Raw genomic sequence first — 21,260 nt, forward strand, 5'->3', positions numbered from 1 at the left:
CTGGTTTCCCAGGAATGATCATATATGATGTTGTCTTGACTATGGCCGCACAGCTAGTGTGGCCATAGTTATTGTTGGATATCGCCACTGCCCGGAAGTGACAGTACGACCCGGCTACAGGGTCGCCCGGATCATCTCTCCCAATACTTTTCCATAATGTGCACTGACTCTCAATACCGGCTCATGCCCCATCAGGATCACCTGTTTTCGTGCACGCGATAACGTTACCAACAACTTACGATCTACTTCTATCTTTGCTGTTTCCCATTCAAAACTCCCCAGGCATTGCAGAGTATCTATCTGCGCAGCATGATACACTGCCAGTGATACAATAATAATATCGTTCTCAGACCCCTGGAAACGTTCTACCGTATCTATATTTAGCTGTTGTAACACCTCATCATCCGCTATCAGTTCACGGATAAGACTGATTTGTGTACGCCAGGGAGTAACCACGCCTACCGTATTTTTACTGAAATCGCTGCCATACCGTGCCTTGAGGTGATGTAACAACGATACCACCCAGGCAGCCTCTGTATGGTGCATCTTGGAGGTAGCCTCATACGGGCTGGGAAGAAAAACCTTACGCCCTAGCGATAATACCCGCTCCCATCCTACCTGTTCGCGGTTGTCTCCTGTCTCAAAAGTGGCATGTTGCCCGGGAGTACCGGCCATCAGTTGTCCTGCATAATAGTGGTTGATCAGCAGCGCGATAGAATCATGCATCCGGAAATGGGTATTCAGCATGCCCCAGGCATGTCGCCAGTGCTGGGTTTTACAACGCTGCATCAACCGTTCAAAGATAGAGCCCTGTAAATCGTTTATGCCCAGTTCCTGTAGCTGCGGCGCCGTTACCTGGCAGAAATGTGTTTCCTGTGCAATCACCGGCGGTAGCTGATTCTGATCCCCGATCAGGATAAATTTCCGGTAAGGCATCAGCAAACCTAGTAGTTGTGGCTCTGTTAACTGAGATGCTTCATCCGCAATGAGTACATCCAGTGGGATGCCTAACATTAGCAACAGTTCCAGCCGGGATGTCATGGTGGCTACGGTGCCCACAAATACATGCTGGCCGGTAATATACTGGCGGGCATCCTCCAGGGAGCCATCCAGACAATATTGCCGGAGCTGCGCAGAAGAACCGGCGTTGCGGCCACCCATCCGCAGGTAGGGAATATGGCCGGCGTCCAGCTTATGGCAGATCTCTTCTACCGCCTTATTGGTAAAGGCCACAATGGTGACATACTTATTTTGTTTTACCATCTCTCCTACGATGGTCGTGAGTAAGGCGGAGGTTTTGCCCGTGCCTGGCGGGCCTTGTAGCAGGTAGTAGTCCTGCGCTTCCAGGGCTTGTCTGACCAGCTGTTCCTGGTTGGTATTAAACATAGCCGGGGTATTCCGCTGCAACGGCTGCCAGCGGGGAGCAGTAAGGCCCAATATCAGATCGGTACGCTCCCGGTATTGTGGGGATAGTACATGAAACAAGGCGGCAGCTCCCGTCCAGTAGTTGGATTCATAGATATCGTGTTCAATGATCCACTCCTCGTACTGGCTGAAAAAGTCCAGCGTCATTTGCCGGTTGTTAAGAGAGAAGGCCAGCTTGTCTTTACCCAGTTCCTCAATCCGGCCTTTCAGCAACTGTTGTTGCAATGGCTGTAATTCCCGGCCGGTGCGGGGATAAATGATCGCTGTATCGCCGGTCCGGAAGTTATGACTAACGGGAACCACTATATCAAAAAGTACGGAGCTGTTAACCGTGTCGAATTCCCGGAAGCGAAGTCCCGGTATAATATTGAACCGGGCGGTTTTATCAGTTTCCTGTTGCAGCCACAGGGCGGCGAATCCATCGGTATCATCTTCGCGGTGAACGGCGGAAAACATACCGCATTTGGCCTGGAGGAACTCCCGCAGGGTAAATGCCAGGAACTGCTGATAGTAAATTCTGGCGATGTCTGGCGCGGTTTGCCAGGCCTTTTCAAAAGAAATAAAATGAGCGGCCGCAAAAGGTGGCAGGTCTTTGGCTGCAGCTGCTGTAATCCGGGAGAGCATATCGTATTCGCCGCCGGCCAGCCGCAACAGCATGGCCACTACTTCGTTGCGCAACAACAACAGGTTGTTTTCTGTTTGATGGGTACTGCTCACATTACGCAGCGGACTATCGGCGGCCGCAGAATACAGGATCGCAGAACTACCTTTCCGTTGCCGGCCAAAAGCAGAACGCAGCAACAGGTTATAGCCTACTACCTGCATCTCATGATTTTTCCAGGTATTGTAATCCGGGGCCCTGCCGCTTTTCAATTCAAAAATCTCTTTACGTGACTGATCGGTATCATCTTCTGCCAGCAGGTCCAGCCTCCCCTGCAGCCCGAATTGGGCAGAGAAAAAAGTAGGCTCTATCCGGATGGGCTTACCCTGTAGCTCCCTGACCGTCTGATAGAGGTTACCCCAGTGTTGCTGCCGGATATCGCGGAACATCTCATTGATTTTTTCCCGGCCGCAGGCAGCTGCCTGCAATACATTTTCTGCTACGGCTGCTACAAAAGACTGTTTGAAATCTACCTCACTGTTGCGTAACATCTCATCCAGCAGCGTGTTTACCAGGTTTCCTTTCAGGATCGCCGGACTGGTTTGCTGAGGCGTTAGTTTTCTGACAATATAGGAAAGGCTGTTGGTGCCCTTATGGGTAAAGCATTCTGCCAGGTCGCTGATATCTATCAGCAGATCCGGTTCCAATATTACCTGGCTTTCCGGTGTGGTGGCATAGCTGGTATCTTCCTGCCGGCAGTGCAGTACCTGTATGGTATCGTAGGGACGTAGCAGCGAGTGCAACACCGGAATGGCATCCGGATCCATGTGCGAGAGCAGCAACCGGAAGGCCCCCTGCTCATCGTTTTTGGCGGCTACCACAAATGCCGGCCTGCCGGAGGTAGTGGTATATAGCGGCTCTACCGCCGTTATCATACATTTCAGCACGGCCATACTTTCGGGCCTGTGCTGGTGTGATAACAATAAATTTTGTGCGCCGCAGGCAGCATATTGTTCCTGCAGCTGTGCTGGTATGGCTACCTGATAACACCACGCTACACTCTGCGCCAGTGCTTTGATACATAGCAGGTGCAGGGCCGGAGACAGTGGAGCAGATCCGCGTGTATCCCTGTTCGTTAGTATGCGCAGGGCTGTGAGTTGTTGCTGAATAGCAGCCGGTACTTCCTGCTGATCGAGGTAAAACTGCATCCGGGCAAACAGGTTACCGAATGAACGGGATTCTTTCCGGGTGAGATCCCGGAAAAGGCTTTCCAGTATCAGTCTGTAATGACGGGTTTTCTCTGCTGAATCAGCGATATGATGTGCTTCTCCTATCCGGGCGTAGAACGCTGCTGCCTTGTGTGATACCTGCATGCGGGGAAATTACGAATAAGCGCGCAGGAATCGTGCAATCATACCGCAGAATCCTATGCCGGTATCTTCCTGAAAATCTTGTGTATAAAGCGTAATGCTTAATTCGTAATTTGTCATTTAATTTAAAAACATCATCTCATATGTCAGCCAAGAAAATAGCCATTATAGGCGGAGGTAACCTGGGAGCAGCGATCGCATGGGGATTGCTGAAGAGTGGTTTTTCTGCAGCCGGAGATATTACCGTTACAAAACGTAACACAGGTACCTTAAGTGCATTGCGGGAAGCAGGGGTACATACCCTGACAGATAATGCCGTGGCGATACAGGAATCAGAAGTAATAGTGGTAGCGCTGAAGCCCTACAATGTACGGGAGATATTACAGGAGTTTAAAGCATCTTTTGACCCTGCCAGACATATCCTGATCAGTGTGGTAACCGGTGTAAGTCTGGGCGACCTGTCGCAGATCCTGCCGGGAGTGACCATTGTACGGGCGATGCCTAATACGGCGATTGCCATCCAGGAGTCGATTACCTGTATCTGTTCTAAAAATGCTACGGATGAGCAGATCGGTTATGTAAAGCGGATGTTCGACCAGCTGGGCGCCACCGTAAGTATTGATGAGAAACTGATGGATGCTGCAACAGTGCTGGGAGCCTGTGGTATTGCCTATGCCTTGCGGTATATCCGGGCTAATATCCAGGGAGGGATTGAAATAGGGTTTGATGCCCAGACAGCCAGCCTGATAGCCGCGCAAACCGTAAAGGGGGCTGCCGAGCTGCTGATCCGGGAGAAACGTCATCCGGAAGAAGAAATAGACAAGGTAACCACGCCTAAAGGGTGCACAATAGCAGGTCTCAATGAAATGGAGCACCAGGGGTTCAGTTCTTCTCTTATTAAAGGAATTACAGCTTCGTACCAGAAAATTGCGAAGGACTAGTCCTTTCGGGGGTATTCAAAAAAGAGGAATTTTTTCTTTGCCAGGTCAAAATCTTTCCAGCAGTTGGTATCTGCCTGCACGGCGAAAATACCGGTGGTGGGCACATTATCAATTCTGATTTCTTCGGTCAGGTAGTTGGCAAAGTCAGTGATTCCGGGGTTGTGTGCGAAAATGGCGACTGCGTTGAAATCATCATCAATTTTGGTGATTACTTTGAGGAAGGTGGCGGCGTAACACAGATACAGCTCTTCTTCCAGCAGGATGGCCTGTTTGGGGTACTTCCATTCCCCGGCCATTATTTTGGCCGTGGTGCGGGTACGTTTGGCAGGGCTGGCAATGATCAGTTCCGGTACCATTCCCCGTTCCAACAGGCGGTTTGCCATTTCCGGGGCATTTTGTTTCCCCCTCTTATTCAGGGGGCGGTCAAAGTCATCCATGTCCGGATCGGTCCAGCTGGATTTTGCATGACGGATGAGTAGTAATGTTTTCATAGCCTGAAAACGGATAGTTAACGAAAACGAAAATACAGATTTTACAGGAAGTTAACTTGTTAGGCTAATATCGCCAGTTGCTGTGGGCTTATTTAAGATAAAATTAACATGGAAAGTAATAGTCATTTAAGGTATCTGTAGGCTTTATTATTGAGGGATGCCTTAAAAAAATTACGCATGATGTAGTTTGTCACCACATCATGCGTAATGTATCTAAAACCTTTATTGGTTATGCTTAGTAACCTCTTTCGTTTTTGCCTTCCATGAAATTCATGAAAGCCTTATTTACCACACGGTTGCCACCAGGAGTCGGATAGTCGCCTGTGAAATACCAGTCACCGAGGTTATTCGGGCAGGCTTCATGCAGGCTTTCTATGGATTGATAGATGACTTCCACTTCTGCACCAATACCGGCCGGCGTCAGGATCTCTGCAATTTTCGCAGAAATCTGTGCCGGTGTAAATGGCTTATATACGTGTTTTACTACGTTTTGTGCATGCAGGGTGTTGGTACGGTCTAACTCCTTGCAAAGGCCGTAGGCTTCCTGGAGGATGTGTTCCTTGCCATGATCTTTCAGGAGGGCAATGGCAGCCTGGAAGGCTACAAAATCCCCCATCTTGCTCATATCTATACCATAGCAATCCGGGTAGCGGATCTGTGGTGCAGAAGACACGACAATGATCTTTTTAGGTCCCAGGCGATCCAGCATCTTGATAATGCTTTCTTTCAGCGTGGTTCCACGTACGATGGAATCATCTATTACAACCAGGGAATCGATGCCAGGTCTTACGGTACCATAAGTGATATCGTATACGTGTTGCACCATTTCGTTCCGGCTGGAATCTTCTGTAATGAATGTGCGCATCTTCACATCCTTGATCGCTATTTTATCGATCCGGATGCGGCGGTTCACCATTTCATTGAGTTTCTCTTCATCGAAGTTTTCACCCCAGGAGAGAATACGTTCTACTTTTATTTTGTTGAGATAATCTTCCAGTCCTTTTAACAGGCCATAGAAGGCTACTTCAGCGGTATTCGGAATAAAAGAGAAGATGGTATTACGCAGGTCATTATCGATGGCCTTCAGAACAGTGCCGGATAAGTTACGACCCAGTGAAGTACGTTCTTTATATATTTTCTCGTCGTTACCACGGGAGAAATAGATTCTTTCAAAACTGCACGCTTTCCGTTCTTTCGGTTCCAGGATTTGCTCGATCTTATACTCACCGTTGTTTTTAACGATTAATGCATGCCCCGGCATCAGCTCCAGTACTTCGTTTTCGCCTACGTTGAAAGTAGTACGGATAGCGGCTCTTTCGGAAGCAGCTACAATCACATCATCATTGACGTAATAGTAAGAAGGACGGATACCGTGTGCATCACGGATCACAAAAGCATCACCGGTACCGATCAGTCCACACGCATGGTAACCGCCATCAAACATAGAGAAAGACTGTTGCAGGATGCGTTTTACATCCAGGCCGTTGCGGCGTTCTTCGTCTTCTTTAGTCAGGAAATGGTGTACGGTTTCCAGCATGGCCGCGAGGTCGCTGTTTTTGTGTACTTCACCTGGTTCTGCTTTGGAGAACTTGAACAGTTCATCTGCATTTACCAGGTTGAAATTACCGGCCATGGCGAGGTTGCGCGCAGGAATGGTATTGTAGCGTACGAAAGGATGGCAAAGTTCTACGTTGTTTTTGCCTTGGGTAGCATAGCGCAGGTGTCCCATCAGCAATTCACCGAGAAACCGGTTGTGGCCTTTCATCAGACCTGGGTACTTGGTAATTTCCGGCTGATACTTTTCTATTTCCTGTATTTCTTCACGGATCTTTCCAAACAGTTCACCGATCGCCTGTGGTGCACTGCTACGTAATCTGTGCATGAATGGAACACCCGGTTCCGTATCCAGTTTTACAGTAGCAATACCAGCGCCATCCTGGCCTCTGTTGTGTTGTTTCTCCATGAGCAGATACAGTTTGTTCAGCCCATAGAAAACGGTTCCATATTTTTGTTGGTAATAGGAGAACGGTTTTCTTAATCTTATAAATGCAAGACCGCATTCATGTTTGATTGCATCGCTCATTCAGGAAAATTGAAGTCGCAAAGGTACGCCAAAAAATCAGGAATCAACACATATACAAAATGCAAGAGGGAGATGACTTTCATATCAGTCATCTCCCTCTTGCTTTATATGTATGTAAGACAAGCCTATTCTTTTGCTAATCCGGCCATCCACTGACTGATGTGGCGGCATTCTTTGTATTCGTTATCTACGTGTACGTAGAAGGTTGGTATTTTTTCGATCAGCCATTTGTTGATGGCTTCAGCGCGTTTAATATCCAGGGTTCTGGCCTGTACGCGGGAATAATCATCCGTAAGATTTTCGCGGTGTGGCTGTGTCCGTGTTTTCAGGTATACGATACGTACTGCAGCACGACCGTTTTCGTCGGTAAACTGTACCGGTGCAGAGATGTTGCCTGGTTTCAGGGTATCCAGCATCAGCACAATATCTCTTTCAGAAGCATCGTCCAGCTGATCGATGGTGATGAGGGTACCGCCTTCGCCGGTTTTGGATTGCAGCATACCGCCATCAAATTTGGCGGAAGGAGCATCACTGTATTTCGCTACTGCTTCGGAGAAAGTAATTTTTCCTGCCAGTATGTTGCTGCGTACAGAGTCCAGTTTAGTAGTGCTGGAAGCGAGATCTGATTTGGTTACCGCTGCTCTTACGAGGATGTGTTGTACGGTTACGTTATCGCCCTGGCGTTTCAGCATCATGATCAGGTGATAGCCAAACTGGGATTTTACCGGAGAAGAGATTTCTCCTTCCTTTAAACGGAAAGCCGCTGCGAGGAAGTCAGGATCCCAGGTGTGTTTATCGTTACGGTTCAGGACATAAATCCCTTTGTTATCTTTTACGCCTGGATCTTCTGAGTAGAGGATGGCGAGAGAGCCGAATTCAGATTCTTTGCTGTTCACCCTTTTTTTGAAGTCCAGCAGCCGGTCGATGGCGTATTGGTCCATTTCACGGGTGGCTTTGGGTTGCAGAACGATGCTGCCTATTTCCAGTTCAGACTCATAAAATTTGAGACTGTCTTTAGGAATGGCGTCGTAGAAACGTTTTACTTCAGAGGGTGTTACTTTTACCGGTTCTATGATTTTGTTCCGCATCGCCTGTGCCAGCAACCCTTCTTTGATGGGCTGGCGAAAGCGTTCACGGAGCTGATATACAGAGTAGCCGGTTACTTCTTTCATTTTTTCTTTGGAGCCGTAGAGCTGCTCGAAATAGCGGATACGGTTTTCCATCTGGGCTTCCACATCGCCGTCGTTTACAGGTAAGCTGTCTCGTTCGGCCTGGAGTACCATCACTTTTTGGGAAATCAGCATTTCCAGTGTGTTGCAGGCAGCATCGGGAGGCAAAGTACCATCCGGGGAGTTGCGCATTTGGTCGGCCAGGGTGCCGTCCATATCGGATTTAAGGATGATCTTATCACCGACAACGCCGATAATTTTGTCTGCCACCAGTTTTTGCTGGGCCGTAGAAGCTTGCCAAAGCAGCAATGCTCCTGCAGATAATGCCAAAAGTTTCTTCATACAAAAGCGGTAAAATTCAAAAATAACCATTTAAAAATCAGTATGGAAGCTGCAACTGACGGATTTAACAAAAGTTTAGATGAATGAGGGAGGTCGTTGGTTAAAGCTGTTGAAGCGAAGAAACAAGCGGTTTTGTGCCCGGCTTATCTCTTCGCTTCAACAGTATATTATTTTCCCTTATTACAGGGTTCTTTTTACTTCTACTTCTTCGAAACCTTCGATGATGTCGTTTGGTCTCAGATCACTGTATCCACGTACACTCAGACCGCACTCCATGTTAGAAGCTACTTCTTTCACGTCGTCTTTATAACGTTTCAGAGAGCCGAGTTCGCCGGTGTGTACCACGATACCGTCGCGTACCACGTTGATACGGGTATTGCGGGTCAGCTTGCCATCGAGTACGAAACAACCTGCAACGGTAACCTTGTCGAATTTGTAAGTTTCGCGCACCTGTACGTTGCACACCACTTTCTTCTCGATTTTTGGTTCCAACATACCTTCCATCGCGCTCTTGATTTCATCAATGGCGTCGTAGATGATGGAGTAGTTACGGATTTCGATGTTTTCTTTCTCTGCCAGTTTAGCTGCCTGAGAAGAAGGACGTACCTGGAATCCGAGGATGATGGCATCAGAAGCGGTAGCCAGCAATACGTCTGATTCGGTGATCTGACCCACTGCTTTGTGTACGATACTGATAACGATTTCTTCGGTAGACAGTTTCTGGAGGGAGTCACTCAATGCTTCTACGGAACCATCAAAGTCAGCTTTGATGATGAGGTTCAGCTGTTTAAAGTTACCCAGTGCCAGACGACGGCCGATTTCATCCAGGGTGATATGTTTCTTGGTACGGATACCTTGTTCACGAACGATCTGTGCTCTGCGGTTAGCTACCTCTTTCGCTTCAGATTCATCTATGTACATTTTGAACTTCTCCCCTGCCTGAGGTGCACCATTCAGACCGAGTACCTGTACTGGCATGGATGGTCCTGCTTCTTCCATTTTCTGACCACGTTCGTTGAACATGGCTTTGATTTTACCATAGAAGGAACCGGATACGATGGTATCGCCCTGACGGAGGGTACCATTTTGTACCAGCAGGGATGCTACGTAACCGCGGCCTTTATCCAGGGAAGCTTCCACGATACTACCGGATGCTTCACGGTCTGGGTTGGCTTTCAGTTCCAGCAGTTCTGCTTCCAACAGGATCTTTTCAAGGAGTACATCGATGTTAAGTCCGTTTTTCGCAGATATTTCCTGGCTTTGGTATTTACCACCCCAGTCTTCTACGAGGAGGTTCAACTGAGCCAGTTGTTCTTTGATTTTTTCTGGATTGGCACCATCTTTATCCACTTTGTTGATAGCGAATACCATTGGCAGACCGGCGGCCTGTGAGTGGGAGATCGCTTCTCTTGTCTGTGGCATGATGGCGTCATCTGCTGCTACCACGATAACAGCGATATCTGCTGCTTTGGCACCACGGGCACGCATCGCCGTAAAGGCTTCGTGACCAGGTGTATCGAGGAAGGTAATTTTCTTACCGGTAGCAGTAGTCACCTGGTAAGCACCGATGTGCTGGGTGATACCACCTGCTTCACCCGCTACCACATTGGCGCTGCGGATATAGTCGAGCAGGGAGGTTTTACCATGGTCTACGTGACCCATGATCGTAACGATCGGAGCACGAGGTACCAGGTCTGCCGGATCATCTACTTCATCTTCATCATCAGTTTCTTCTGCATCTTCCAGTCCGATGAATTCCACTTCGTAGCCAAATTCGCCGGCTACCAGTTCTATTACTTCCGCATCCAGACGTTGGTTAATGGACACCATGATACCGAGACCCATACACTTGGAGATCACTTCGGCGAAGCTTACATCCATCAGGTTAGCGAGTTCGCTTACGGAAACGAATTCCGTTACCTGCAGTTTGTTGTCTTCGTTGCCCTCTTTCGCTTTCTGGTGTGCTCTTTCCTCACGTTTTTCTCTACGGTGTTTGGCTTTCACGTTTTTACCGCGACCACCACCACCGAGTTTGGCCATTGTTTCCTTGATCTTATTCTGGATTTCGTTTTTATCGATTTCCTTGTCTTCTGCACGTTTGTCATCACCACGGTGACCGCCAGGGCCGGCATTTCTGTTATATCCGCCGCCTTGTCCGGGTCTGTTGAAGTTACCACCACCGCCAGGTCTGTTGCCACCAGGGCCGCCTGTACGGTTATAACCGCCACCGCTGTGTCCGCCGGGTCTGTTGCCACCAGTTCCGGTACCTTGGCCCGGAGTTCTGTTGAAGCCACCACCCTGGCCCTGACCGGCAGGTTTGTTGTATCCGCCGCCGCCTGTGCCGGTATTTCCACCGCCACCGCCGGTACGGTTGTGGTTACGGTTATCGCCATGCTGACGATTGCCGCCACCTTGATGTCCACCGCCGCGGTTGTCGCCACCATGGTGAGGGCGGTTGCCGCCTTGTCCGCCATGTTGGTGAGGGCGATGTTCACCTGGAGGAGTATCCTTGCGGTCTCCTTCTTTGAAATCTTTAGGCTGAACGGGTTCAGGTTTCTTTTCCACGATGATACGCTTGCGTTTGCGTTTCTCGTCCCGGCTAAAGTTATTTTTATTGTTATCGCGTCTGTCTGATTGAACCGGCAGGTCAATTTTACCGATCACTTTAGGACCGGTTAATTTTTCCGCCTGGATGTTTTCGATAACGGCAGCGCCGGAAGGCTCATCCTGTGCAGGAGGAGGTGTTGGCTGACTGGTATTGTTATCGGCAACAGTGGTTTTGTGCTGATCTTCCTTTACGGCTTGTTTAACAGGAATGTGCGCCGGTTCTTTAGCTGCAGCCGGTTTTGCCTCTTGTAATACTTCTTCCACTTTTTTAACTACAGGTTTATCTTCAACCGGTGCGGCTTTTTCCGTTTTTGCTGTCGTATCGGTTTGGTCTGTTTTCGCTACTTTCTCTGCCGGCGGAGTGGTTTCAGCTTTAGGAGCTGGAGCTGGTTTTTCCACTTTTTCGGCAATATCAGCTTTTTCGGCCTTAGGAGCCGGTGCTGGTGTTGGTTCCTGTACTGGAGGAGCAGGTTCCGGTTTCGGTTCCGGTTGTTTTTCCGCAACAGGAGGCGTAACAGGTTCCGGTTTGTTTTCCTTTGGAGGAACAACAGGAACCGGAGGTTTTACTGCTTCTGCTTGTGGAGCCGGTGCCGGAGTAGCTGGTACTTCCGGTTCTGCTTTTCTGGCAACAGGTTTTTTATTGCGGTTTAATGCGTCCAGATCGATGGTGGTAATGACTTTAGGCCCATTAATTTTGGGTGCTTCGGTTTTTACTACTTCGGATTCCGGAGTTGGTGGCGGAGGTGTTGGAGTAACCGGTGCCTTAGGAACTTCCGCAACAGGGGGAGCTGTAACAACGGGCGGTTCCGGTTTCGGTTCTTCTTTCTCCCTGGCCGGAGGAGGTGGTGTTGGTACAACAACGGCCTGTGGCTCCTGTTTAGGAGTTACCTTCACGGGTTCCTGTTTGGGTTCCGGTTTAGGTTCAGGCTTGGGTTCTTGTTTAGGTGCTTCTGTAGCAGGAGCTGCCTCTTCTTTTTCTTTATTATCTTTCTTTTTAGCCGCCGCTTCCGCTTCCTCCTTCTCCTTCTTCTTCATCGTTTCTAACACGCTTCCTTTAGGCAGGGCTATCTGATCGCTTTTGCGTTTATTAGCCTTATCCTGCTGGAACTCCGACTGCAGTGCTGAGTACATAACAGCCGTAAGGCGGGCATTTGGTGAACCAAAGCCGCCCATGTCAAAGCCTTTATTGCCAAGGAAATCGATCAGGGTTTCCTTACCAATATTAAACTCCTTGGCTGCAGCCAGCAATCGTGGTGTGTTGTTTGTTGTTTCAGGCATATCGTATTTCGGGCCTCCCCTGTTTCCGCCGAAGGCGGATGTTTTTTTACGTTTAAACAATAACTCGAAAAAATCAATTCCCTTTCTAATAAGGCCTTTACCTGGGAAGGGTTGTGGCTCGGCTTTATTCTTTGTCAAACTCTTCCTGTAATATTCTTCTTACATCCTGCACTGTCTCTTCTTCCAGGTCAGAACGGCGTACCAGTTCTTCTGTGGTGAGCTCTAATACGCTGCGGGCAGTGTCACAACCTATTCGCTTTAATTCATCTATGATCCATTCTTCGATTTCATCTGAGAATTCTTCCAGATCGATATCAAATTCGGACTGTTCTTGTGCTTCATCGCGGAATACGTCTATTTCGAAACCGGTCAGTTCACAAGCCAGCTTGATGTTTACGCCTTTTTTACCGATAGCCAGTGATACCTGGTCTGGGTTGAGGTAAACAGAAGCGTATTTATTTTCGTTATCTACCTCCATGCGGCTGATCCGGGCAGGTGTCAGAGAGCGCTGGATCAACAGCTGAATATTGGTGGTAAAGTTAATAATATCGATATTTTCGTTTCTGAGTTCCCGAACGATACCGTGTATACGGCTACCTTTCATCCCCACGCAGGCACCTACCGGATCAATACGATCATCGTAGGATTCTACGGCGACTTTAGCTCTTTCGCCAGGTTCACGAACGATTTTTTTGATGACAATAAGCCCGTCAAAGATCTCCGGCACCTCAATTTCCAGCAATTTAGCAAGGAAGGATGGATGTGTACGGGAAAGAATGATGAGTGGGGCATTATTCTTCATTTCTACTTTTTTCACCACCGCTCTAACGTTCTCCCCTTTTTTGAAATAATCTGTAGGGATTTGTTCAGATTTAGGCAAAATTAACTCATTCCCTTCATCATCAAGCAATAAAACTTCTTTTTTCCAAACCTGATAAACTTCACCGTTTACTATTTCGCCCGCTTTATCTGCATATTTCTTTACAAGTATGTTCTTTTTCAGATCCCCGATACGTGCTGACAAGGTTTGTTTGGCAGCCAGTATTGCCCGGCGGCCGAAGTCCATTATCTCCACTTCTTCATATAAATCTTCACCTACCTGATAGTCGGGTTCAATTTTAATTGCTTCTGCATAAGCAATTTGTGCATTATCATCTTCTACTTCTCCATCATTCACAATCGTACGACGGCGTAATATTTCAAGGTCACCTTTCTCTGTATTTACAATCACGTCAAAATTCTCATCCGAGCCATACTTTTTCCGCAGCAGTGTTTTGAACACATCTTCCAGGACCTTCATCAATGTAGGGCGGTCAATGTTTTCCGCCTCCTTGAACTCGGTGAATGACTCAATCAGGTTAATACTAGCCATGTTTAGTTGTTATATTTTAAAACACGATGCACACCTTTGTGTGCTTTATTTCATTTAGTTGTAAATCGGTTGATTTCTTTTCTTTCTTCTTACCCACCAGCTCTTCGATATTAATTACCTCTTCGGTAATTGATATCAGGGTCCCCTCCTTTATGGAACCATCCAAAAGGGTTACCTCTACTTTGCGGCCAATATTTTTAAGGTATTGTCTGTGAAGTTTCAGCGGTTCGTCTAATCCGGGGGAAGATACCTCCAGGGAGAAATCGTTGTTGGGAAACAGTTCTGCCGCTTCCAATAAGGGGTATAGCTTACGGTTAAAAGAAACCAGTTTATCTACCGGCACCCCTTTATCCCCGTCTAAAAAGAGCTTTACATTGTTGGTGGGCTTAATTCTGATATCTACCACAAAGTTGTCGGGATCATTTACCAGCAGTCCTTCTGCTAATTCCCGGATAGTTTTTATCACGTGTTCGTTTGCCATACAAAAAGCGCGAAGGGGACAATATCTCGTCCCCTTCGTTTGAATCATTTTTCCTTATGCAAAATTAGGATTTTTATTTGATTGAAAAACTATTTCTTTAACTTGTATGTAAATATTTACGGCAGATGCACTCCCATCTTTCATATATATTTTAAAAATATCTAACATGCGAATGGTTTTCCGGCAGAAAACAGATATAGAGCTGCCTGCATGGCTGACCGGACTAGTATGGCTCTACTGTAAAACACCCGATAACAACGCGATTTCCCTGTGTATTTTTAAAGCAGCCGGGCTGCCTTTTTGCCCCGGATGTGGCCTCGGACACGGCATTCATCATTTTTTACACGGGCACTGGGCATTGGCTTTTCACTATCACTGGTTCGCCCCTTTAGTTACCTGCATTTTAATATATCGTACCGGGCAACTCGCCTGGGAACAATATACCGGCTTCAAATAATAATCATTTGTTATGAATAGTTTCTCTTTTGCTATGTTACCAGGCATCGAAACGGAGGAAATGTTATGGCTGGAAGAACTGACCCGCAACTATACCCCGGAAAACAAACAACGTTTCCTGGCCGTATATCAGTCCCGCCGCAAAGATCCCCAGGTAATACTCATCTGCAGCCTGATCGGATTTACCGGTGTAGCCGGCGTTCAGCGTTTTTTGCTGAACCAGATCGCCATGGGCATTGTATACCTGATAACGATTGGCTTCTGCGGAATCGGCACCATTATAGATGCTATCAACTACCGCAAGCTGGCCTGGAAGTTCAACAAGAAGGAAGCCGTGAGCACAGCGGCTTTGCTGGGTTTATAAGCTTCCCGGAAAGTTAAAAAAAACTTAAAATGAAGTGATTCTCAAAGTGCTGGAAAAGATATTACCCTAACTTCGCGCTATTATGTTGAAATTTGCATTAACTATATTCATTGCCTGGCTGCTCTATAAACTGGTGTTTGACTTTCTCATACCAGCTTATAAACTGACCAAACAGGCGCGTAGGCAGATGAGTGATATTCAGCAGCGTATGCGTGAACAATATGAAGAACAACAGGCGAGCCAGCAGGGATATACTACCCAGCACCCTCCTGTACAGAAACCGGCAGGTAAACCCGGCAAAGATGATTATATCGACTTTGAAGAGATCAAATAACCTGCCCACGGCAGTACTGACCATATTATAATAGAGAAGCCGGTTCCCAGGAACCGGCTTCTCTATTTATACTCATGCCACATTTTGCGGGCGGAAGATATCTAAAATGGTTTTCGGCGCTTTCAGGTGGATCGTATGCAACCCTACCGCTTTCGCCCCCTCGATATTCTGCAACAGGTCATCAATGAACACCGTCTCGGATGGCTGTAGGCCATTTTCATCCAATACCACCTGATAACAGGCGGCATCCGGCTTCCGGTAGCCCATCAGATGCGAATAATATGCTTTATCAAAGAACGTACTTAACGACGGTATACCCCTGCTCTCCTGCAGGAGCTGATTAAATGCTTCCAGATGGATCGCATTGGTATTACTGAGCAAATACAGGTTGTAATGCTGCCTTAATTGCTGCAGCAACTGGAGTCTTTGTAACGGGAAGTCCAGCAGCATGGCGTTCCAGGCGGCTGTAATATCCGCATCGGTCACCCCTTCCGGTACATGCCTGTGCATTTCAGCCAGGAATGCATCCGGACTTATATGCCCCGTTTCCAGGTCGTTGAACAGGTTGGACGCATGGAACTGATTATACAGTTCACTGAAGTTTTTAACGCCCAGGTTCACAAAAGCATCGTTGGTCAGCTGGTAATTAATATTGAGAATAACACCTCCCAGATCAAATATGATGTTTTTAATACCTTTCATATGGTCATAAGTTGAATACAAAGAAAACAGTTTTTCTCATAGTATAGGCATGAGCGTAGTAGGCGGGAAATAAATAAATAAAAAATTTAGGATAATTCAGGAAAATAATTAATTTTGCCCTCCCTTCAAAAGGGAATTTTAGTTCTTCGGAACGGGTCCTATAGCTCAGTTGGTTAGAGCACCTGACTCATAATCAGGGGGTCCCAGGATCATGCCCTGGTGGGACCACATTATACAAAAGCTTTCCACGGTTAACCGTGGAAAGCTTTTTTTGCATCAGTGTTTTTAGATAAATCTCAATATTCTAAACTATAGAAAGTGGAGGACTTATTACTTTCTAATTGCCGGCGAATAGCCAACCGTTGATGAAATAAGATTTGACCTCTTTTCGAGAAGTACAAACGATAAAATAATTGAAATCTATACCATTCTCCCTATCCCTATAGCCAGCAGTGTATTTCCCAAAGGCAAGATTCTGACGGACATAATACTCTCTCTATATATCATCTCTACATACATCAATAGATGGATAGGCCTAAATATGATTTTCAATCATTACTTATTGATGCTGTACATTTTTATTTTAATATATAATTGGGTTTAAAATAAGTTTCATGAATCTGAATTTTAAAGTGTTAAAAAGCCTGGCCATTCTTGCTGTCAAAAAAACGATCTGGAAATCTAAGCTTTTGTTTCAGCGGAAAGTTTATATTTCGTTTGGTGAAAATTGCTTAACAGATAATATCCTTGATAGACATAATTTAAAATCTCTGACAACAGCCTTTTCACATGGGCGATCTAATATTGAATATATTTTACAATTAGAAAAAGCCAATTTTGAAGATTTCCTGAATCTTGGTTTTTTAAAGTATGAAAGCGTCGACGGAAAATCAGTACCTAGATTGAAGAAATATACCAACATTCAAAATAATTATAATGAGCTTCATATGAATGGCGTGGAGTTCACTCATCATGATGTGATTAAAAATAGTGAAACAAGGGATAAGATGCATAAAAGAGTGGTAGATCTTAAAAAACATCTCAATAAGAAAGAAGTGTACATCTTTTATCATCATAGAGTTTGCGCAAACTCCAATTTCCCATTGTTATTAAAGCACTTAAATGAATTAAAGGGTATTTATTCTCTAAACAATAAAAAAACGGAAATTATTCTTTTTACTCAAAAAATTGTTAATGACAACAATCGAAAATTAGTATATGAACTAACTGATAACATTCATTTTTTCACGTTTAATACCGTCAATGAATGGCAAGGCAGTAATGATGATATTTTTTGGGCGAAATGCGATGAGGATTTAATTAAAGGAATGATAGATAAAGTAAAGACGATCTAAAGGCAATCTTATTTATAAAAGTAAAATTTATACATTGGCACTATTGAGGGTTAACAGGCTGGAGAAAATAGTTATCAGATAGCGTACTTTACTCCTTTATTCAGTGATAGTCAAGATCATTAATCAGAGAAACGGGAGTAAAAGGTGGCTTTCTGTCACCTTTTACTCCCGTCGGCGAAAGCCCCACACCGCTACCTTCATTTTTATCTGTTAATGATACACACGATAAGGCACAGTAATAGTTGGAACAATGGTACAATTTGAAATAATATCATTTCTTCCATTAAAATTATAAAGGTCATCTAATGTATACTCATAAAAGAGTTGTACGTTTTCTCCTGAGTCATAATATGCAGCCAACGGAATAATTACGGATTCTCCACTTTGAATTTTATGCCGGATAATATTTTCCCAGTTTATATCAGACAAGTAAGTGGTATTGGTTAACTGTTTAATCATCTTTTCCGGGGTGTGTTTAGACGTTTGGATGCTATCTACCTTATTATCTGTTGATAAGAAAATCCGTATAGCAAATAAAGATGTAACCTTCTTCAAGGATAAGTCCATCGGGTATCTAAATTGTTTCTTGATGGCAAGTTCCAACTGCTGCTTTTCACTATTCTGCGCTTGGGTAGTAATTGAGCAACCAATCAGTAAAATAGAAAATAAAAATATAGATTGTAATTTATTCATATGCCAATTTTAAGTTTTTACTTGGTACAACGTGTCCCCGATTTGTGTGTTTTATTGTACTGAATCCCCTCTTAACAGGATATTATTGGCCACCGTTTGCAGTTAACTCACAAAGATTTTATTGCATCAGCATCAAGATAATGATGTACAATTTTCCGGAATAGCTTAAAGTTACTAACTTTAAGGGCTGTACGGACTTTCCCGCTACCTGGATCCCGGATACCGCTTCCCAATGAAATATTTATTCACGATATTGCTTTGCACGGTTGTAGCATGGCATACGCAGGCTGCTCACGTATTAACCAACAATCAGGTTTTAGAGATACATGCTTACGATGTATTAAAGGACAACCAGTACAGTTTCGGACAAATACGCACGGATACAACATTGCATTTTGAACCGAATCATGCATTCAGTGTGGCTGCAGGAGGTTATTACTGGATACGGCTGGCTATTACAAATCCTTATCCCAATACGGAGAGATATCAGCTTTCGCTGTCGTTACAGCTGAACTATACGCTTTATTCCCTGGATCGTACCAATGGAAGATGGCTGCAGCAGCAGGCCGGACTGGCATCCGATCGCCGGCAACGCGATAAAGGCAGCATACCCTGTATTTTACCAGGAGGATCCACCACTACCCTCTATTTAAAAGTAGCCTTACAGGACGTACAATCTTATCCCTATTTCATCAACCCTACTGTGATACTGGAAAAAAAACTATCACTTGATAGCCGGGAAAATTTTTTATGGTATTCCTGGATTATTGCTGGTGTGTTATTGGTCTGTTTCTCGTGTTATAATCTCTATGTCTATTTTCAGTTGCGGGATCCCATCTACCTGTATTATCTGATGATCCAGAGTGGCGCCATGCTCTTTATCACTTCCTTCAAACATTTCTTTAACCTGTTTTTACCTGCAGGCATCTATCATATCCGGTTAAATGAAGACGGGTCAGCCTATACCTATGATCTTAACGCTTTCTTTTTGCATATGGGTATGCTGATTATTCTCTTCGGTATTATACAATTAACCCGCCTCTATTTGCAAACCAGGGAACTGCTGCCATCCTGCGACCGGCTATTGCAATACCTCTGTTATGGGTTCGTTGTTTTTGAACTGGTACCGGCTACGGTCACTATTACCCGATTGTTTTATCTCGATAACTATACGTTGTTGTTTGACAATATTTTTATTCTGCTGATTGCATTGATCATCATGGCGGTGTGTATAGTCGCTTACCGGCATCGGATACGGGCGGCCAAATATTTTTTGCTGGCCAATATAGTCCCCCTCTTCTTCGTGGCTGGTATTGCCATTTACTTTATCGTTTATTCGGCTCCCTCCTATCTGAATCATCAATCCCTGCTACCGGAAATGGCTGTTTTCTCTCAGATATTCACTTTTGCGGTAGCCCTGATAGCCCGTATGGAAGTGGTTACCGGAGAGCTGAAAACCAAAGAACTGGAAATAACCAGATTGGAAGCAGATATCGTGGAGGCGACCTATAAGTGTAAACTGATTGAACAGGAGAATGAACAGATAGTCCTCACCATCCGGGAGGAAAAGGATAAAAATGATGTATTGCAACAGAAACTGGAAGCCAATCAGCGGGAGTTAGTCGGTAACAGTTTGTATATCCATCAGAAAAATAAATTACTGACAGACCTCAAACATCAACTACAGGATATTGACCAACTTTATCCACATATAAAGCATCCCGGTTTAAAAAGTATGAAGTCTTCCATCAATGAAGGCTTGTTCCTGGATGCAGAATGGGATAAGTTCAAACTGCATTTTGAACAGGTGCATCCCCGTTTCTTTGAAGACCTGCTGCTGGCCCATCCTGCTTTAACCCGGAATGAAATGCGCTTATATGCCTATTTTCATATTCAGTTATCTACCAAGGAAATTGCCACTTTACTTAATATTGCTCCGGCCAGTGTGAGGCAGGCCAAAGCTCGGCTAAACAAAAAGATGAACACCCAGACCCCGGACACCCTGCTTGCTCCGGATGAAGACCTGTAAAACAAAATGTAGCATAATTATCTTATTACTAATTGATTATACATATAACACCCCTGTTTCATTCCTGACAAATTTTGACATGTATACACTTTGTATACACCTGTTATTGGTTTTTTAATGCCGGATATGCTCTCTTTGACCCCTGGAAGTCTGGCCTGCTAACAGCTATTCATCACCCACAAAATATTCTTGTGAGCCTGTTAGTACAACCGGCTAAAAATGAACCAATAAGAGATGATGTATAACAATCCCTATATCCGCTTTTTATACCTGTCCGCTTTTTTTCTGTTATCGATGAGGGGCACAGCGCAAACACTCAGTAATACCCCTGCATTACTGGAACCTTCCGGTATGCAATATTTCCAAAATCAATACCTGGCTAATCCTGCGACGGCAGGCATAGATACCGGGCTGCATGTAACGGCGGCCTACCGCAGTCAGTGGAAAGGTATTGATGGGGCGCCGGTCACGAAATTTATGTCGGCCGACGGGAACATTATGAACCGGGTAGGTACGGGGATACGTGTATTCAATGACGTAGCAGGGCTGCTGACCCGTACCCGGATCGCGCTCTCCTATGCCTATCATCTTCCCTTAAACGGAAAAGGAAAACAATTAAGCCTGGGACTTTCCCTGGCGTTGCAGATGCAGCGTTTAAACCTTAAAGAGTTGAATGGTGATGCCAGCGATCCTTCCATTGGGGCATTCAACCGGCGGGACGATTATTTTGAAGGAGAATTCGGAGCAGCATACACTGATGGCCGATGGTCTATCCAGGGAACGATCCCCAATATACGGGGATTGCTTAAAGGAGATCATAACACGGTGGACGGCGGTAATGTATTCTTCGCGGCAACATCTTACCGGTTTACACCCGCTGATGCAGCTATCACCAGTGTGGAGCCTAAAATATGTTTCCGCGGTGTAAGGGGGTATGACAATATTGTCGATATCGGTGTAAAGATGGCATTGCTGCATAACGTTGCCCATGTAATGGCGATGTACCATACTTCTAAGAGTATTACCGCCGGCCTCGGCGTGAACATAAAGGAAACACTCGATATCAGCCTGCTATACACAGCCCAGACCGGAGGAATCGGTACGCACGTAAACGGCGCCTTTGAAGTAGGCGCTACCCTGCACCTGTTCCGCTAAGCGTACAACATC

16 protein-coding genes and 1 tRNA gene are annotated in these 21,260 nt (G+C 45.7%); 8 read left to right on the top strand and 9 right to left on the bottom strand.

The features are described 5' to 3' along the window. Nucleotides 1-114: 114 nt before the first annotated feature. Nucleotides 115-3,399 carry a DEAD/DEAH box helicase gene (locus tag OL444_RS03495; protein ID WP_264734619.1) on the bottom strand — a complete coding sequence of 1,095 codons (3,285 nt, stop codon included), beginning with the start codon at nucleotides 3,397-3,399 and terminating at the stop codon, nucleotides 115-117. A gap of 140 nt (nucleotides 3,400-3,539) precedes the next feature. Between OL444_RS03495 and proC the strand changes: the two genes are divergently transcribed. After that, nucleotides 3,540-4,337 carry a pyrroline-5-carboxylate reductase gene (gene proC, locus OL444_RS03500; RefSeq protein ID WP_264734618.1) on the top strand — a complete coding sequence of 266 codons (798 nt, stop codon included), beginning with the start codon at nucleotides 3,540-3,542 and terminating at the stop codon, nucleotides 4,335-4,337. Here proC and OL444_RS03505 read toward each other — a convergent pair. The 6 genes from OL444_RS03505 to rimP form a co-directional block, all read right to left on the bottom strand. Further along, entirely contained in the window at nucleotides 4,334-4,828 is a 495-nt protein-coding gene (locus OL444_RS03505; RefSeq protein ID WP_264734617.1) for a SixA phosphatase family protein, read from the bottom strand. The two genes, proC and OL444_RS03505, sit on opposite strands and share 4 nt — an antisense overlap. A 235-nt stretch (nucleotides 4,829-5,063) precedes the next feature. Next, a complete protein-coding gene (locus tag OL444_RS03510; RefSeq protein ID WP_264734616.1) occupies nucleotides 5,064-6,791 on the bottom strand; it encodes an amidophosphoribosyltransferase in 1,728 nt (575 codons plus the stop codon). A gap of 245 nt (nucleotides 6,792-7,036) precedes the next feature. Further along, nucleotides 7,037-8,422: a peptidylprolyl isomerase gene (locus OL444_RS31765; protein ID WP_307734765.1), complete on the bottom strand. Its 1,386-nt coding sequence runs from the start codon at nucleotides 8,420-8,422 to the stop codon at nucleotides 7,037-7,039. Nucleotides 8,423-8,602: 180 nt separating this feature from the next. Then, entirely contained in the window at nucleotides 8,603-12,307 is a 3,705-nt protein-coding gene (infB, locus tag OL444_RS03525) for a translation initiation factor IF-2 (protein WP_264734615.1), read from the bottom strand. A 124-nt stretch (nucleotides 12,308-12,431) separates the two neighbouring features. Then, nucleotides 12,432-13,679, bottom strand: a complete 1,248-nt coding sequence (nusA, locus tag OL444_RS03530) for a transcription termination factor NusA (protein WP_264734614.1) — start codon at nucleotides 13,677-13,679, stop codon at nucleotides 12,432-12,434. A 16-nt stretch (nucleotides 13,680-13,695) separates the two neighbouring features. Further along, the gene (gene rimP, locus OL444_RS03535; protein WP_264734613.1) at nucleotides 13,696-14,160 is read right to left on the bottom strand and encodes a ribosome maturation factor RimP; all 465 of its coding nucleotides are present in this window, start codon (nucleotides 14,158-14,160) and stop codon (nucleotides 13,696-13,698) included. Between the two features lie 166 nt (nucleotides 14,161-14,326). Here rimP and OL444_RS03540 point away from each other — a divergent pair, with 166 nt between their 5' ends. The 3 genes from OL444_RS03540 to OL444_RS03550 all read left to right on the top strand — a co-directional run bounded on the left by OL444_RS03540 (nucleotide 14,327) and on the right by OL444_RS03550 (nucleotide 15,314). Continuing rightward, nucleotides 14,327-14,617, top strand: coding sequence for a DUF2752 domain-containing protein (locus OL444_RS03540; RefSeq protein ID WP_264734612.1), 291 nt, complete (start codon nucleotides 14,327-14,329; stop codon nucleotides 14,615-14,617). Between the two features lie 12 nt (nucleotides 14,618-14,629). Continuing rightward, entirely contained in the window at nucleotides 14,630-14,980 is a 351-nt protein-coding gene (locus tag OL444_RS03545; RefSeq protein ID WP_264734611.1) for a TM2 domain-containing protein, read from the top strand. Nucleotides 14,981-15,062: 82 nt separating this feature from the next. Further along, complete coding sequence (locus tag OL444_RS03550) at nucleotides 15,063-15,314, top strand: hypothetical protein (RefSeq protein WP_264734610.1); 252 nt, start codon at nucleotides 15,063-15,065, stop codon at nucleotides 15,312-15,314. Nucleotides 15,315-15,386: 72 nt separating this feature from the next. Here the strand turns inward: OL444_RS03550 and OL444_RS03555 are convergent, their stop codons facing one another. Then, nucleotides 15,387-16,016, bottom strand: a complete 630-nt coding sequence (locus tag OL444_RS03555; protein ID WP_264734609.1) for an HAD family hydrolase — start codon at nucleotides 16,014-16,016, stop codon at nucleotides 15,387-15,389. 154 nt (nucleotides 16,017-16,170) lie between these two features. Between OL444_RS03555 and OL444_RS03560 the strand changes: the two genes are divergently transcribed. After that, nucleotides 16,171-16,244, top strand: a tRNA-Ile gene (locus OL444_RS03560). Between the two features lie 386 nt (nucleotides 16,245-16,630). Beyond that, on the top strand, nucleotides 16,631-17,371 hold the full coding sequence (locus tag OL444_RS03565; RefSeq protein ID WP_264734608.1) for a DUF1796 family putative cysteine peptidase: 741 nt from the start codon (nucleotides 16,631-16,633) through the stop codon (nucleotides 17,369-17,371). Nucleotides 17,372-17,581: 210 nt separating this feature from the next. On the opposite strand, the gene OL444_RS03570 is transcribed toward OL444_RS03565, so the two are convergent. Further along, a complete protein-coding gene (locus tag OL444_RS03570) occupies nucleotides 17,582-18,064 on the bottom strand; it encodes a hypothetical protein (RefSeq protein ID WP_264734607.1) in 483 nt (160 codons plus the stop codon). A gap of 232 nt (nucleotides 18,065-18,296) precedes the next feature. On the opposite strand from OL444_RS03570, the gene OL444_RS03575 reads away from it, so the two are divergent. Both OL444_RS03575 and OL444_RS03580 read left to right on the top strand, forming a co-directional pair. Then, nucleotides 18,297-20,093, top strand: coding sequence for a 7TM diverse intracellular signaling domain-containing protein (locus OL444_RS03575; protein ID WP_264734606.1), 1,797 nt, complete (start codon nucleotides 18,297-18,299; stop codon nucleotides 20,091-20,093). A gap of 234 nt (nucleotides 20,094-20,327) precedes the next feature. Then, nucleotides 20,328-21,248, top strand: a complete 921-nt coding sequence (locus OL444_RS03580) for a PorP/SprF family type IX secretion system membrane protein (protein ID WP_264734605.1) — start codon at nucleotides 20,328-20,330, stop codon at nucleotides 21,246-21,248. Nucleotides 21,249-21,260: the final 12 nt, after the last annotated feature.

The sequence above is a fragment of the Chitinophaga nivalis genome (assembly GCF_025989125.1).
Classification (GTDB): domain Bacteria; phylum Bacteroidota; class Bacteroidia; order Chitinophagales; family Chitinophagaceae; genus Chitinophaga; species Chitinophaga nivalis.